Source organism: Photorhabdus caribbeanensis (assembly GCF_018448885.1).
Lineage (GTDB): Bacteria > Pseudomonadota > Gammaproteobacteria > Enterobacterales > Enterobacteriaceae > Photorhabdus > Photorhabdus caribbeanensis.
The window spans coordinates 91246-107754 of the sequence record NZ_RCWB01000009.1 but is presented as its reverse complement, the minus strand read 5'-3'; the positions used below and the strand labels follow the sequence as shown (position 1 = coordinate 107754).

The 16509-nt window shown below is 42.8% G+C and carries 12 protein-coding genes; 2 read left to right on the top strand and 10 right to left on the bottom strand.

The features are described from left to right. Nucleotides 1-28 precede the first annotated feature (28 nt). Together EAE90_RS08555 and EAE90_RS08550 are read left to right on the top strand one after the other, a co-directional pair. Nucleotides 29-550: a hypothetical protein gene (locus tag EAE90_RS08555; protein WP_214053143.1), complete on the top strand. Its 522-nt coding sequence runs from the start codon at nucleotides 29-31 to the stop codon at nucleotides 548-550. Beyond that, complete coding sequence (locus EAE90_RS08550; RefSeq protein ID WP_214053142.1) at nucleotides 499-1185, top strand: hypothetical protein; 687 nt, start codon at nucleotides 499-501, stop codon at nucleotides 1183-1185. The genes EAE90_RS08555 and EAE90_RS08550 overlap by 52 nt, the downstream gene beginning before the upstream one ends. Nucleotides 1186-1607: 422 nt before the next feature. Here the strand turns inward: EAE90_RS08550 and EAE90_RS08545 are convergent, their stop codons facing one another. The 10 genes from EAE90_RS08545 to flhB form a co-directional block, all read right to left on the bottom strand. Continuing rightward, on the bottom strand, nucleotides 1608-3077 hold the full coding sequence (locus EAE90_RS08545; RefSeq protein ID WP_214053141.1) for a hypothetical protein: 1470 nt from the start codon (nucleotides 3075-3077) through the stop codon (nucleotides 1608-1610). A gap of 83 nt (nucleotides 3078-3160) precedes the next feature. Next, a complete protein-coding gene (locus tag EAE90_RS08540) occupies nucleotides 3161-4624 on the bottom strand; it encodes a hypothetical protein (RefSeq protein WP_214053140.1) in 1464 nt (487 codons plus the stop codon). Between the two features lie 893 nt (nucleotides 4625-5517). Further along, complete coding sequence (locus tag EAE90_RS08535) at nucleotides 5518-7035, bottom strand: hypothetical protein (protein ID WP_214053139.1); 1518 nt, start codon at nucleotides 7033-7035, stop codon at nucleotides 5518-5520. 57 nt (nucleotides 7036-7092) lie between these two features. Beyond that, on the bottom strand, nucleotides 7093-8601 hold the full coding sequence (locus tag EAE90_RS08530) for a hypothetical protein (protein ID WP_214053171.1): 1509 nt from the start codon (nucleotides 8599-8601) through the stop codon (nucleotides 7093-7095). Between the two features lie 46 nt (nucleotides 8602-8647). Then, nucleotides 8648-9049, bottom strand: a complete 402-nt coding sequence (locus EAE90_RS08525; protein ID WP_214053138.1) for a hypothetical protein — start codon at nucleotides 9047-9049, stop codon at nucleotides 8648-8650. A gap of 18 nt (nucleotides 9050-9067) precedes the next feature. Next, on the bottom strand, nucleotides 9068-10639 hold the full coding sequence (locus EAE90_RS08520) for a WD40 repeat domain-containing protein (protein ID WP_214053137.1): 1572 nt from the start codon (nucleotides 10637-10639) through the stop codon (nucleotides 9068-9070). Between the two features lie 179 nt (nucleotides 10640-10818). Then, a complete protein-coding gene (locus tag EAE90_RS08515) occupies nucleotides 10819-11262 on the bottom strand; it encodes a hypothetical protein (protein ID WP_214053136.1) in 444 nt (147 codons plus the stop codon). Nucleotides 11263-12081: 819 nt separating this feature from the next. After that, a complete protein-coding gene (locus EAE90_RS08510; protein ID WP_214053135.1) occupies nucleotides 12082-12501 on the bottom strand; it encodes a hypothetical protein in 420 nt (139 codons plus the stop codon). 692 nt (nucleotides 12502-13193) lie between these two features. Beyond that, nucleotides 13194-15275 (bottom strand): flagellar biosynthesis protein FlhA, encoded by a 2082-nt coding sequence (flhA, locus tag EAE90_RS08505; RefSeq protein ID WP_214053134.1) that lies wholly within the window; start codon nucleotides 15273-15275, stop codon nucleotides 13194-13196. Next, nucleotides 15268-16419: a flagellar biosynthesis protein FlhB gene (gene flhB, locus EAE90_RS08500; protein ID WP_036775755.1), complete on the bottom strand. Its 1152-nt coding sequence runs from the start codon at nucleotides 16417-16419 to the stop codon at nucleotides 15268-15270. Before flhB ends, flhA begins: the two co-directional genes overlap by 8 nt. Between the last annotated feature and the right edge of the window lie 90 nt (nucleotides 16420-16509).

The following is a 16509-nucleotide window of genomic DNA, read 5'->3' as shown; positions in this document are numbered from 1 at the left end:
ACCACTTAAATTGTCTGAAAGGTTTTTTATGTCTAATTTTAATTTCGGCCCTGTTATTCCCCTTGGCAGGGTTTTTCCTCCGGGAAGTACAATCAATCATGGAAATGGCTGGACAACAACGACAACCCCCGTTTTTCCTGGGGTTCCGGGTGGAGGGCATAGCATTACTCATTATACAGGTATCTATAATAAACCAACACAGCCTCCAACCTATAATTGGACACCCCCCATTAATAGACCCTGGGGACAACCTGGAACTCCTTATAAAGACGTAGACCATTACTTTAGAGAAAACGATCTTGAAGTTATTGATAAAAAATTAACCAATGTAACAAAAGAATTAGAAGATTCTGAGAAAAACGTTTCTTATGATTTTGACGACTCTCTTCTAAAAGCAGAAATGTTGTTGGTCATATTAAATAAATTGGCTTCTGAGAATTCTTCCGAAGCACTAAAAACAAATGTTGTTGATTTCAAGTTATTGATTGAGCAAAAGCCGTGCTTGGATATCGGGGAGATTGGACCGGGGTTTGGAATGAATACGTTGTAGCACCAGCGATGGATTTATATAATGCAAAACATGAACTCATTAATGTATTAAATAAAATAACACCGGCAAAAGAAGAGATCAAAACAAATACTAAAAAATTATTGACTACAGATAATAGCATGAGTGGATTGGGAATGTTTTTTCATTTTACAGGAAAATCAGGTCGAGAACTCACTCTCTCTGAAATCGGTGTGCATGATAGAATTCGTGTATTAATGCAGAAGCCAGGTGCATTTGGCAGAACAGAAGGCAGTATTCAATCTCGTTTTATTTCACAAATTCAGAATGGTGAACGAATTGATTTTAAAAATGGTTATGATTTTGCTAAGGAATCAAAAATACCAGGTATCGACCCTCTGTGGGCTATTGGAGGTGCAACGATTAGTGGAAATTTGATAAATATTAAGGCAGAAGACTCAGGTGATAAATATAATATATCCGGTGTAATAAATTATAAACTATATGATAATTTTACTGATCCATATGATACATTTAACTGGAAGACGGAAGATATTAATTGGGGTGGAGAGCCATTTGAAATCACTGGGGAATGGAAGGAAAATGTAAATTTTCAGATCGATAAAAATATTTATGAAAATAAAATCAAACCATTAATTCAACAGAATAAACAATAATATTCTTAAGGTCTCGCATTAAATGCGCGACCTTATACCAAATACCCAATTAAAAAAAGTACTGATAAATAACCTGAGGAAAAACGTGACTGAATATTGCAATAACAGTCATTAGCAATGATATCAATATAGTTTTTTTAAAATTTCTTCCTAGTATAAAAAAATAATTAACCAACATAGATAACATAAAAAAAATAACAAATATCGATAAAAAAAGAGCAACCAGCATTTTATATACACTCAGTTTAAAAACTTTCTGTAATATTATCATAAATAAGATTTATTCTCAGTGCTGAGAACATGATCAATTCTAAATATTCAATAAATGTGAGATTTATCGCAAAAAACGCGATAACAACGGGAATGGTGCATGCGTGATCAGGCACATTCAACTTAGAACTTAGTATTAACAATTATGGCCATCAATTGATATTTTCAAAGATATAAACCGCACCGACTTTGGATTTAGAATCGACACTTTCTGACATTGCCCCAACAACCAAACTCGTTCCTGCTTTATTCAGGCCAACAGGTCCACCAAAACCATTTAAATTGTCTGAATTGCCTGAAGGATTCAAAATCTCCATCGGTGTTTCCATATTCCACTTACCATTCAGACAGGTATACACATACACCCGGGAAGCCGCCCCCACTGCCAGACGATCCCCCGCAGCATTCAGATCGAGAGAACGGCCAAAATCTGTTACGTCACCACTTGCAGGAGCTGAAAACTTAATGGGATTTTCTTTATCCCAGATCCCATTCCTGCTCTTATACAAATAAACCTCCCCATCTGTGGATTTATAAAACTCCATCCCCACCGCCAAGCGATCCCCCTCTGCATTCAGGCTAAAAGCCCTGCCCACTGATAGGTTATTTTCAGAGGCACTGAACTTAATGGGGTTTTCTCCATCCCAAATCCCATTTGTGCGTGTCGTGGAATCGTTATCACGCACCGCCAGACAGTTTCCCGCAGCACTTAGGTGGGCCATCCAGCCAAACTCATAAGAATCCGAAGGGAGCGGAATAGGGTTTTTTGTATCCCAGATCCCATTCCGGCGCATAAATATACGGAACGGAGGGGAGTATTTGCCCCCACCCACCAGACAGTCTCCCGCGGCACTCAAGCTGACATTCACACCAAAGTATTCAACTCCAATCGGAAACACAACGGGATGTTTTATATCCCAGACGCCCTTCCTGCGCGTATACACACAAACCCGCCCTCGGTTATCAGCAGGATACGGCAACATGTTTCCCAACGCTAGGGTATCTCCCGCCGCATCCAGACAGACATCCCATGAAGATCTATGATATTCATCTTCAAAAGCCTCAAACACAATCGGCTTACTTATATTCCACTCACCACTCTTCCGGCGTGTATATACACAGACTTGATTATTCATCCCAACCGCTAAACAGTCTCCTGCCGCGTTCAGGCTAACAGAAGTGCCAAAATGCTCATTCTCTTTGGGGAAGGGAGAAACAATTCGCGTTATCATGGTGCGTTTCAAACCTAACACCTGCGTGATCTCTATCCGCTCACGCCGCGATAAACTGAAAAAATCCGCAAACTGAACCTGCCGATCGGCATCCAATTTCAGATACCCTCCCCCATCAAAAGAGAGTCCACCTTCTGGCTTCAGTGATAGGGACAAAGCGCCTTGATTAGAATTTAACCCGCCAGAATACTGGGTGTTGAGGGTCAGTTTTCCTTTGCTATCTCGTTTCAGTCCTGCGGTTGGGCCATCACCCTGAGCGCCATCAATGGTTTCATATGCCTTATATGCCTCATCAATCAAATGGGAAAAGGCTTCAGGCATGAGCCGTACACCAGACTTAAAACTCGCTTTCAATGAGTCAACGGTATTAATTTCTTTATCAGTCATCACTTATCAGTCATCACATTTCCTCAAAAGCCACATTAGACAGTCACCTGTCTTCTGTTCTCTGTCTTCTGTCTTCTATACGGTCATCAATTGATATTTTCAAAGATATAAACTGCACCGGCTTTGGATTTAGAATCAACACCTTCTGACGTTGCCCCAACAGCCAAACTCGTCCCCGTCTTATTCAGGCCGACAGGTCCACCAAAACCATTTAAATTGTTTGAATTGCCTGAAGGGTTCAAAATCTCCATAGGTGTTTCCATATTCCACTTACCATTCAGACAGGTATACACATACACCCGGGAAGCTGCACCCACTGCCAGACGATCTCCCGCGTCATTCAGTTCGAGAGAACCGCCAAAAGATATGCGACTTACAGGGGCCGAAAACTTAACGGGATTTTCTCTATCCCATATCCCATTCGTGCACGTATACAGATAAACCTCCCCATTATAGGGTTTATAAAAACCCGTACCCACCGCCAAGCGATCTCCCTCTGCATTCAGGCTAAAAACCCTGCTAAAATTAGATGATTCATGATCAGGGCGACGGAACTTAATGGGGTTTTCTGTATCCCAAATCCCATTTGTGCGTGTATACACATAAATCGCGGAAATGTAATCATCACACACCGCCAGACGGTTTCCCGCAGCACTCAGGTGGGCAATCGCGCCAAACTCATAAGCATCCGAAGGGGCCGGAAACAGAATGGTTTTTTTTGTATCCCAGATCCCATTCCTGCGTATAAACATACGGAATGGAGAGGAGTATTTGCCCCCAGCCACCAGACAGTCTCCTGCGGCGTTCAAGCTGACATTCGCACCAAATCTTACAGCATCCCTCGGAAACACAACGGGATGTTTTGTATCCCAAACGCCCTTCGTGCGTGTATATACACGAACCACTTCGGGCCATATGTCTCCCAACGCCAGACAATCTCCCGCCGCATCCAGACCGACACTCCATGAAGATAAATCATCTTCAACATCCTCAAACATAATCGGCTTGCTTATATTCCACTCACCACTCTTCCGGCGCGTATACACATAGACGTGACTATTCATCCCAACCGCTAAACAGTCTCCTGCCGCGTTCAGGCTAACAGAGCTACCAAAATACTCATCCGTTCTAGGGAAGGGAGAAACAATGCGCGTTATCATAGTACGTTTCAAACCCAACAACTGCGTGATCTCCATCCGCGCTCCCCGCGATAAACTGAAAAAATCCGCAAACTGAATCTGCCGAGCGGCATCCAATTTCAGATATCCTCCCCCATCAAAAGAGAGTCCACCTTCTGGCTTCAAGGATAGCGCCAAAGCGCCTTGTTCGAGGTTTAACCCGCCAGAATGATGAGTGTTGAGGGCCAGTTTTCCTTTTCCATCTCGTTTCAGCCCTGCGGTTGGGCCATCACCCTGAGCGCCATCAATGATTTCATATGCCTTATATGCCTCATCAATCAAATAGGAAAAGGCTTCCGGCATGAGCCGTACACCAGACTTAAAACTCGCTTTCAATGAGTCAACAGAACTAATTTCTTTATCAGTCATCATATTTCCCCAAAAGCCGTATTAGACAGTCACTGCTATCGGTTTCTGTTAATGTTTTATCCACTTCGTTAAAGTCGATGGAATTAAGTGACGGCACTGACTACGAAATACACCACAATTAATGCCTTCACACCTTTTAGCTCGATATCCTGCGGTTTGGCGCTACTTAACTTCACTGACTACCTCAGGTATGTTGCTATCTTCTAAAAACACATCCCAGATAACACTGATTTGATATTTAAGTTGAATATGTCATTAACTTTTCGTATAACACAATCTGATATTATTAAGCATTATGGAAATGTAAATTTTTGCCAGTTATTTAATAAAAATTAATTGCTCCTATAAAATTTCATATAAAAATATATCGCTTAAATAATAACTCAAGAACTATAATTACCGCAACAACCATAAAGTTAATTAGATTAAAATCAATCCACCAAAAAACAAAAAAATTACAAAATAATCAATAACATAATAAAACATCTTTATTTAAATATAATCTTTTTATTATCATTCAATAAATGTATTTCATTTTAATTTTTAAAGAAAAATTAGCACATACTCAAACAATATCAAAATCATAATTACTCATATTAAATAATTCACAATCGAAAATAAAATCAATATAAAGACAAGAATAATGGTTAATAAATAAATTTAAAACTCCTCACAAACACAATTACCACCAAATTAAAAATAATATAAAATCACCCGAAATGATAACACCACATCCTTTTACAATATGTCCCTGTTATGTTTAATTTATTTTTATTAGATGTTATCATGCACTTATTTTCCATATTTGAAGGTGAAAAGCGAAATAATTACTATATACCCATATTCTGTTGTATACCGCCGATAGAAGATAATATCCAGTTTAGTGATTACAGTCATCAATTGACATTCTCAAAAACATAAACTACACCGGCTTTGGATTTAGAATCAACACTCTCTGAATCTGCACCAACAACCAAACTCGTCCCCGCCTTATTCAGGCCGATAGACCCACCAAAACCATTTAAATTGTCTGAATTGCCCGAAGGGTCCAAAATCTCCGTAGGTGTTTCTATATTCCACTTATTATTCAAACAGGTATACAGATATACCCTGTAAGACGCTCCTACTGCCAGACGATCTCCCGCATCATTCAGTTCGAGAGCTCGGCCAAAATCTGTTACATCACTTGCAGGAGCTGAAAACTTAATGGGATTTTCTCTATCCCAGATCCCATTTGTGCGTGTATACAGATAAACCTCCCTAACAATATTCGTGGACTTATAAAAACCCACCCCCACCGCCAGACGATCTCCCTCTGCATTCAGGCTAAAAACCTTGCTGAAAACAGATGATTGACCTTCAAGGTGACTGAGCTTAATGGGGGTTTCTCTATCCCAGATCCCATTCGTACGTGTATACACATAAATCGTGCTTATTGTGTAATCATCGTAACCATGCACCGCCAGACAGTTTCCTGCGGCACTCAGGACGACAGCCTTGCCAAACTCATAAGAACTTAAAGGGACCGGAAACTTAATGGGATTTTCTCTATCCCAGATCCCGTTCGTACATGTAAATATATGGAACGTAGAATGTAACGCAGGTTTGTATTCGCATCCAGCCACCAGACCGTCTCCTGCTGCGCTCAAGCTGATACTTATACCAAAGATTTCAGTGTGGCTCGGAGCCGGAAACCAAACGGGCTTTACTACATCCCAAACGCCATTGGTGCGCATATGTACACCAACCCTCTTTTCGGAACTATTGGCCCCACTAGCTGCCAACGCCAAGCAACCTCCCGCCGCATCCAGACAGACATCCCATGAAAATCCATAATGATCACTTTGATAATACTCAAGAACAATAGGAGTGCTTGTATTCCACTCACCACTCTTCCGGCGCGTATATACATAGACTTTATTCATCATTCCAACCGCTAAACAGTCTCCTGCGGCATTCAGACTAACAGAAGTACCAAAGTACTCCCTCGCTTTAGGAGAAGGAGAAACAATACGCGTCATCATGGCGCGTTTCAAACCCAACACCTGCGTGATCTCCATCCGCTCCCACCGCGATAAACTGAAAAAATCCGCAAATTGAACCTGCCGATCGGCATCCAATTTCAGATACCCTCCCCCATCAAAAGAGAGCCCACCTTCTGGCTTCAAGGATAGCGCCAAAGCCCCCTGTTCAAGGTTTAACCCTCCAGAATGGTGAGTGTTGAGGGCCAGTTTTCCTTTGCCATCTCGTTTCAGCCCTGTGGTTGGGCCATCACCCTGAGTGCCATCAATGATTTCATATGCCTTATATGCTTCATCAATCAAGTGGGAAAAGGCGTCAGGCATAAGCCGAATACCAGACTTAAAACTCGCTTTCAATGAGTCAACAGAACTAATTTCTTTATCAGTCATCATATTTCCTCAAAAGCCGTATTAGACAGTCACCGTCATCTGTTCTCTGTCTTCTGTCCTCTATTTGACATCCTCAAAAACATAAACCGCACCAGCTCTGGACTTAGAATCGACACTTTCTGACGTTGCCCCAACAACCAAACTCGTTCCCGCCTTATTCAGGCCAATAGCCTTACCAAAATCATTTAAATTGTCTGAATTGCCCGAAGGGTCCAAAATCTCCGTAGGTGTTTCTATATTCCACTTATTATTCAGACAGGTATACACATACACCCGGGAAGCTGCACCCACTGCCAGACGATCTCCCGCATCATTCAGTTCGAGAGCTCGGCCAAAATCTGTTACATCACTTGCAGGAGCTGAAAACTTAATGGGATTTTGTGTATCCCAGATCCCATTCGTGCGCGTATACAGATAAACCTTCCCATTAATAATAGGTGAATCATCATCCGCCCCCACCGCCAGACGATCTCCCTCTGCATTCAGGCTAAAAACCTTGCCAAAACTGGGTGAGCTATCTTCAGGGGGATCGAACCTAATGTAGCCTGCATCCCAAATCCCATTCGTGCGTGTATACACATAAACCGTGTTTCGTGCGGGATGATAAGAATAGTTTCCATACACTGCCAGGCAGTTTCCCGAGGCACTCAGACAAATCGTAGTAACCCCGTTACCAACATCCGTAAAACGAAGCTGAATGGGGTTTTCTTTGTCCCAAATCCCATTTGTGCGTGTATACACATAGAACGTATAGTCCCCCATTACCACCAGACAGTTTCCTGCTGCACTCAAGCTGACACTCACACCATAGTTTCCATAAGAACGCGCGATCGGAAACACAATGGGATTTTTTGTATCCCAGACACCATTCGTGCGCGTATACACACAAACCTCCACTTTTTGATCACCAGTTTCATCTGAGTATCCCACTGCCAGGTTATCTCCCTCAGCATCCAGACTGACATTCCATGAAGCACTGCGATATTTATCACCATAAGCCTCAAACACAATGGGCGTGCTTGTATTCCACCACTCATCCTTCCGGCACATATACAAATAGAGTACTTTCCCCATCCCAACCACTAAGCAATCTCCCGCCGCGTTCAAGCTAACAGAAGTGCCAAAGCGTTCATTCTCTTTAGGGGAAGGAGCAACAATACGCGTCATCTTGGTGTTGGTACTGCGTTTCAAACCCAACAACTGTGCGATCTCCATCCGCTCCCACCGCGATAAACTGAAAAAATCGGCAAACTGAACCTGCCGATCGGCATCTAATTTCAGACGCCTTCCTCCATCAAAAGAGAGCCCACCTTCTGGCTTCAGTGACAGTGCCAAAGCTCTCTGATCAAGGTTTAACCCGCCAGAATGGTGAGTGTTGAGGGCCAGTTTTCCTTTGTCATCTCGTCCCAGCCCTGTGGTCGGACCATCCCGCTTATCACCATCAATGATTTCATATGCCTTATATGCCTCATCAATCAAATGAGAAAATGCTTCAGGCATAGGCGGAACACCAGACTTAAAACTCGCTTTCAATGAGTCAACAGAACTCATTTCTTTATCAGTCATAATATGTCCTCAAAAGCCGTATTAGGCAGTCACCGTCATCTATTCTCTGTCATCTGTTTTCTGTCTCAGCATTCAATAACAACTTGGCAATTTGTTTCCGCGTCTCCTCAGGAAGCAATTTAAAAGCTTGTGCTGAAACTGCTACAGTACCATCCACCGACAGCGCCCCAGATTTATCCAACATCAATCCCCCATTGGGCTGTAGCCTTAACGCAAGCCCCTCCGGTTTCACCGTGATGCCATTACCAGTCTTAACCGCCAAACGGTTGTCGATAACCTGCAAACCGCCCCCCGGATGATAAGCCTGATCACCATCCTGCCAACCAAAAAGCTGTCGCCACAACGTGGCCCAATCAATCAGTGAATAAAACGCCGCCTCAGTCGGGATCTTTCCAGGGGCGAAGTGGGTACCAAGCTGACTGACCGTTTCATCTGTTATCTCTTTCGCCATCGTCTTTTCCTCATTTAGCTAGTCGTAAAGGTAAACTTTCCCTTCGCCACTTTTCCAGCCACTGGCACCGATCGCCAATGTATTGGCGTCACCGCTAAAACAAACACCGGCACCAAATTTATGGTTTAATTCCCCATCCAGCTCCAGTAATTTGCTTTGCATAATCCATTGTTCATTCTGATAGATAAACCACCATACCGCACCGGTTTGCACACCTGTGTCATTCTTACCAACAGGTGTTGACACCACCAGCACCTGGCCGTCACTACTCAAAGACAGTTCGCTGCCAAACCTTTCCCCGGCAGTCACCGCTTCTCTCAGTATTCCCATAACTTGCCATACATTACGGTGACGCTGGTACAAATAGACCGCACCAACATTGTTCTTCTCTCCCGGGCACCCCACCGCCAGAATATTGCCGCTATCGCTCAGGCTGAGACTGCCGCCAAAGTCGTCTTTTCTGATGGTTAAAGGCGAAGTCAGCGAATTGAGCGGCGGTTGCGGCTGCCAATATTCCCCGTGACGATGAAATATCGTCACTTCACCATTACCATTACGCCCTGTTGCCGCCACTGCCAAGGTTGAACCATCGGCACTCAAGCTAAGTTTGCCGCCAAACATATCGCCCTGTGCCGGAGAAGATAAGGTCAGACGCTCACCAAGCTGTGACCACTTCTTCCCGTCATACTGATAAAGATACACTGCGCCGCAGTTATCCAATAAACCCGATCTCCAGCCATAAGAACCTACTGCTAATAGTGTGCCATCAGCGCTTAGGCCCACAGCGCAACCGAAATGCTGCTGAACGTTCGCCTCACTAAGCCAAAGTTTGGCAGATTTCTCCCACGCGCCATTTGCCAATCTGCGATAAACGAACACCGAACCATGCCCACCATCACTGTTCCGGTTATCAATCCCCACCGCGAGAACATTACCATTTCGATTCAAACTTAACGCTCTGCCGCTATAACCACTGACGTAATCAGCGAATTGCTGCCGCCAACCGTTATCGGTATAAGAAAAGAGATATACAGGATCCTTTCCTTCTGCCCCACTAAGCGCGATAGTTTTCCCATCGCCGCTGACACTGACAACAGCGCCAAGGTTTTTATTGTTACCATTGGTCGGCAAATCAAACGCAGGCAACTGCGCCTTACTTGCTGCTATCTCCTCAGCATGAATCAGCCAACGGTAAAGCTCCCTTTTTTGTTCCTCTGTAAAACTCTCAAACAATTCCAGCGACAATTTAAAGTCGGGGCGTAATCCCAATTCGCCATTAATGAACTGTAAACCGCTGCTTTTATCAATATTGACAGCAATTTCACGGTCTTCGCCGATATGCACCCCATCACCGGGATTCACTAAGAGTAAATTCACTTCATCCAGATCTCGGTTCAAACCTGCTCCTGGATTATTATCGGGCTGAGCAGGGTCCAGCCCGGCCAAACGTCGACCTTCCGCCGCTATTTGCACCAATTGAGCATAATTTTCACTTTTCGGCAGGGAATATAATTTAAACCAGGATTTAACTTCCTCTTTATCCAACAAACTATTCTCGCTGGATGTAGTAGATGTCTTGTTGTGAGCCATTAATACCTCCAATTCCGAATGACAGATAAGTTAATGTTATTACACGCCGTTCTATTCTTTTATTTTCGGGATAAACAATATTCTGGCTTTATCCCCCTCTTAATGTTTCTTTTCATTCTAATTGGCCGCTTTATCGGTAAATTTTGCCGAATCGTCTGGCGTGGCGATATGTTTACCCCCTAACCGGGCATTCCTTCTCTGGGTACAAACAGCACCTCTGCGGCTTTTAGCTGTTCGTAGTCTTTCTTACTCCAGAAAAGTTCTTTATCGGCAAACTTCGCCAAATCGTCGGGCGTGGCAACATGTTTGATCCCTACACCACGTATTTTCTCTGCCGGTATAAACAACACCCTTACAACTTCTATCTGTTCGTAGGTTTCCTCACTCCAGTAACCCTCTTCATCGACAAACCTCACCAAATCACCGGGCGTGGCGACATATTTAATTCCCAGGCCAGGTGAAATCTCTCCCGCTGGTGTAAACAACACTTCGGCAGTTTTCATCTGTTCATAGGTTTCTTCATTCCAGAAGAGCGATTGATCGGCAAACTTCGCCAAATCGTCGGGTGTGGCAACATGTATCACGACAATATCTTCTTGATATAGCGGCGGTTCGGTGGACATAATGTTCCCCCTATTAATAAAGTCAGACCTTGGTTATGTGTTATAGCTGAAACTATCCTCGGCAGACTCGCTTCCGATAACACTTATTTAATATTTAACTTGACTACGTTATTCGTTTTTCGTATGAAACAATCAGCTATATTTAAGCATTATAGAAAAATGAATTTTTGCCAGCCATTTAATAAATTTTTAATTACTTTTTTTTAAAAATCTCACATAAAAAGATATCGTTTAAACAATATTCCACTGGTATCGCAATAACTATTAATTCAATTAGATCTAAACTAATCAACCAAAGATTTTATTAGAGCAAACATAATAATCAATAGCACTTATAAATGTCACATATTTATGCCGGACTATTTCATTGCTACATAATAAAAACATTTTACGAATTAAACCAAATACAATAATTAAAACTGATTTTTTAATATAATCAACAACCCATTTAAATGGAGAAGTTTATAGATAATTATAAAGAATTAAAAATATAGAAATTTAAAATTAACAAAATATAAAAATAGAGCTCATTCTCCAGATTTATATATACCCAATGGATTTCAAGATGGATCGCGACGGCAAGGGAGCGAATCCCCGGGAGCATAGAGAACTATGTGACCGGGGTGAGTGAGTGCAGCCAACAAAGAGGCAACTTGAAAGATGACGGGTATATTTGATAATAGGATTGGTAATATGGAGTATGAGAGTTACCTGGCGTTTTATTATAAGATTTCAAATCTATACCAAAACCGGTAACTCTCAATTTTTCAAAGTGCTGTATCAGCTCAAGTTGTGCTTAATACACATTAATTTAATCGATCATTTTCCAAATATCTTGGTTTTAGCTGGTATTCCATCTGAAAATTTTGTACCACTCCAGTCTATCTGATTAGGCGGTATACCGAACTTTTTCCATGTCAAATTAACCGGTACTCCAAGTATACATGCAGCAATAAATCGATGCTGACCATCCATGATATGGGTAAGCCCCGTCCGGCTATTGTGCCAGACAACGATTGATATTGGATTTCCCTTTGTTTTGAAGCTTGCTATTTTTTCGTCAACAACTTTTTGAAAAACTTCTGCTTGAGCGGGTAATGGTGCGGAATTCCCAATATCCCTTCTTCCTACAGGGCTGCCTTTTAATATTGATGTGTCATATGTTCCCTCATTTCCTTTTAGTTGAGGTCCGTTTGCTGTTTTTCTTAATGTTACGGGATTTAACATATTTTTATACATATTTAACTCTCATCCTTTTGAATTGTTTAGGGCATCCGATATTACTGAATTTTCCTTTTTCGTCACCCAATTCTGTGTATTATTTTTTATCTTTCCTTTATCATTATTTTATTCAACATTCGATTATTTAGCCCGTTATTTATTATTCTTACTCAGTATGACTTGATCTGTTTTTGAGCTATTTAAAAAACTTTTTAACATCAACTATGGACATAATATCATCATTTGTGAATTTCAAACAAAAAGTATATTGGAAATAAATAATATATAGATTACATCCATTATTTATATTTAATCTTATCTCAACATAGAGAAATTAAAATAAATACATTTAAATAAATATTATTATACAAAAGCATTAATTGATAGCTTGGATTCAAAATTTCAATATAAATATATAATATGAAATCAACCAGAAAATACAATTTTTTCATCGACAGAAGAACAGAACACGATTATTCGTCATGAATAAGCCGAATAATCCTCCTCGTAAAATATTATGATATAAAACATCCAATGAATTATTTTTAAATAAAGGAAGTTCGTTTATCGTATAGATAAAATCATTTTTACTTATTATGTGAATCTACCTACCCTAATTAGTGTTGTTGACTAAAAATAACTATTAATATCGAAAGATGATGATAGCAGGCCATTTGGGAATAAAGTGGCCTGCTATTCTATTGATACCGCTATCCATTACCACCAATGGTCGCGGTCATACGGATTTGACGGTTATCACTGATTTCAAGATTAGATAAAACCACTAATTGAGGCAAAGTTCTACGCAAGAAACGCGATAACAGCGGGCGTAATGCATGATTGACCAACAGTACCGGAGGCGCGCCCAACATTTCTTGGCGTTGCAGTGCTTCCGTCGCCTGCCGTTGTAAGTTATCCGCCAATCCCGGTTCCAGACCACCGCCATTTTGTAATGCCTGAATTAACAAGCGTTCAAGGCCAGCATCCAACCCGATCACCTGAATTTCCTGTGCGCCGGGGAACCATTGTTGAGCAATTGCCCGGCCAAGCGCGATTCTAACCAAGGATGTCAATTCATAAGGATCAGTTTGTCCAGGTGCATGTTCAGCCAAGGTTTCAATAATTGTCCGCATGTCTCGAATCGGCACTTGTTCAGACAACAGATTTTGCAGCACTTTGTGCAAGGTTGTCAGATTAACAACATCAGGAATAAAGTCTTCCGTCAATTTCGGCATCTCCTGGCTGACCCGCTCAAACAGTTGCTGAGCTTCCTGACGACCAAATAATTCATTCGCATATTGCGTCAACAGGTGATTCATATGGGTCGCAACCACCGTACTAGCGGCAACCACAGTGTATCCCTGAACCTGAGCCTGTTCTCTGAGGCTATCATCAATCCAAACCGCAGACAGGCCAAAAGCGGGATCTTTCGTGATATCACCTTGCAATTCCCCTACGGCACCACCGGGATTAATCGCCAGCCAACGCCCCGGATGCGCTTCACCACGACCAATTTCCACCCCTTTCATCAAAATACGGTAGCCCGCCGGAGCGAGTTCAAGGTTGTCCCGGATATGAACAACCGGCGGTAAATATCCCATCTCTTGGGCAAATTTCTTACGAATACCGCTGATTCGCCCCAATAACTCACCATTTTGCCGAAAATCAACCATCGGGATCAGGCGATATCCCACTTCCATACCCAAGGGATCTTCAAGCTGAACGTCAGACCATGAAGCTTCTGATGCTTGTTGTTGTTCTTCTATTTTCGGTTTTTCTGTGTTTATTGCCGGCGCATCAGTGCGGCGATATAGATACCAGCCAAGACCTGCCAACGCCGCAGTAAATAACAAGAAAACAAAGTTAGGCATTCCCGGTACCATACCCAACAACCCGAGAACACCGGCACTCAACATCATCACTCTGGGATTATTGAACAGTTGAGTCACCATCTGCTGACCAACGTCCTGATCCGTTGCTACACGGGTGACAATCACACCCGCCGCAGTAGAAATAATGAGAGCAGGCAGCTGTGCAACCAGACCATCGCCAATGGTTAACAGGGTATACGCTTCTCCCGCATCTCCCAGACTCATACCATGTTGAGCTACACCAACAATTAAGCCGCCAACGACGTTGATAACTAAGATCATCAATCCCGCAATCGCATCGCCGCGCACAAACTTACTGGCGCCATCCATCGAACCATAAAAATCCGATTCCTGCGTCACCTCAGCACGGCGCTTCTTCGCTTCTTCTTCACCAATTAATCCGGCATTTAAATCGGCATCAATTGCCATCTGTTTACCGGGCATGCCATCCAACACAAAACGGGCGCCCACTTCGGCAATCCGACCTGCACCTTTAGTAATGACCATAAAGTTAATCAATACCAAGATGATAAATACCACAATACCGATAGCGAAGTTGCCACCAACCAGAAAATGACCAAATGCCTCTACAACGTGCCCCGCTGCCGCAGAACCCGTATGCCCTTCCAATAAAATGATACGGGTTGAAGCTACGTTAAGAGATAAACGCAATAACGTGGAGAACAGCAAAATGGTCGGAAATGCGGCAAAATCCAGCGTACGCCGGGTAAACATCGCCACCAGCAACACCATGATTGATAACGCTATGTTAAATGTAAACAGCAAATCAAGCATGAATGGCGGCAATGGCAATACCATCATCGACAAAATCAAGAGGATCAATACCGGTCCAGCAAGCATTTGCCATTGCGAACCTTTCATATTGCCCGGTAAACGAAGTATAGAGGCCAGATTAGCCATGACGATTATTTTCTCCAGCAAAATCCAGTGCAGGCGGCACTGGCAGATTTTCAGGTTTCTTCGGCTTCAAGCCGCCTTCCCGTTTCCAACGTTTCAATTGATAAACCCAGGCAATGACTTCCGCGACTGCTGCATAAAGTGTCGCGGGAATATGCCCGCCGACTTCACTATGGCGATAAAGCGCTCTGGCAAGCGGCGGCGCCTCAAGTAATGGAATGCGGTTTTCTGTACCGATTTCCTTAATACGTAAAGCAATTAGCCCTGCCCCTTTCGCCAATACTTTTGGCGCACTCATCGCTTTTTCGTCATATTTCAACGCAACAGCATAGTGAGTTGGGTTGGTGATAATCACATCCGCTTTCGGTACATCCGCCATCATACGCTGACGGGCAGCCGCCCGCTGTTGCTGACGGATACGCGCTTTAACATGTGGGTCCCCCTCTTGTTCTTTAAACTCATCCTTTATTTCCTGCCGGGTCATTCTCAGTTTTTTCAAATGGCTGTATATCTGATAAACAACATCGAAAGCCACCATCGGTATCAACATGAAAACCACCACATAACCGGCGAATATCAGCATTTGCATAGCGTCATCCAGCGCCAACAATGGCGGTTGAGCTATAAGCCGTAACATGGCAGGCCAGTTCATCCAAAGGAACAAAGCAGCACCAATACCGACAAATCCCGCTTTAAGCAGTGCTTTGAATAACTCCGCCAACGCATTCATTGAAAAAATACGTTTCAGGCCAGAAATGGGATTCAATTTTTTCGGATCAAATTTGATGGATTTAGTACTGAACACTAACCCACCCAACAGCGCCGGGGCACTTAATGCAACTAACACTAATCCAGCAAAAACTGGCAGCAGAGCCAAAACAGCCTGTTGCAGCAACCTGCCAATCTGTTGCACCATCTGCTTATCATTGCTGACCATGCTGTGATCAAAGCTAAACCCTTCAAACACCATCAACGACAATTCATGCGTCATTGACTGACCACTCATCCAGAGCAAACTTAAACCACTGGTCAACATCAATATAGAACTCAGCTCTCTGGAACGGACTATCTGCCCCTCTTTTCGGGCTTTTTCCCGCTTATGGGGCGTGGGTTCTTCTGTTTTCTCAAGATCGCTATCTTCAGCCACGGCTTTCCTTGTCAGATTTTCAAACGCTATCGATCAGAAAATATGGAATCAAATGGCGGTTAGCATGACAAAAGAGAAAAAATCCGATGG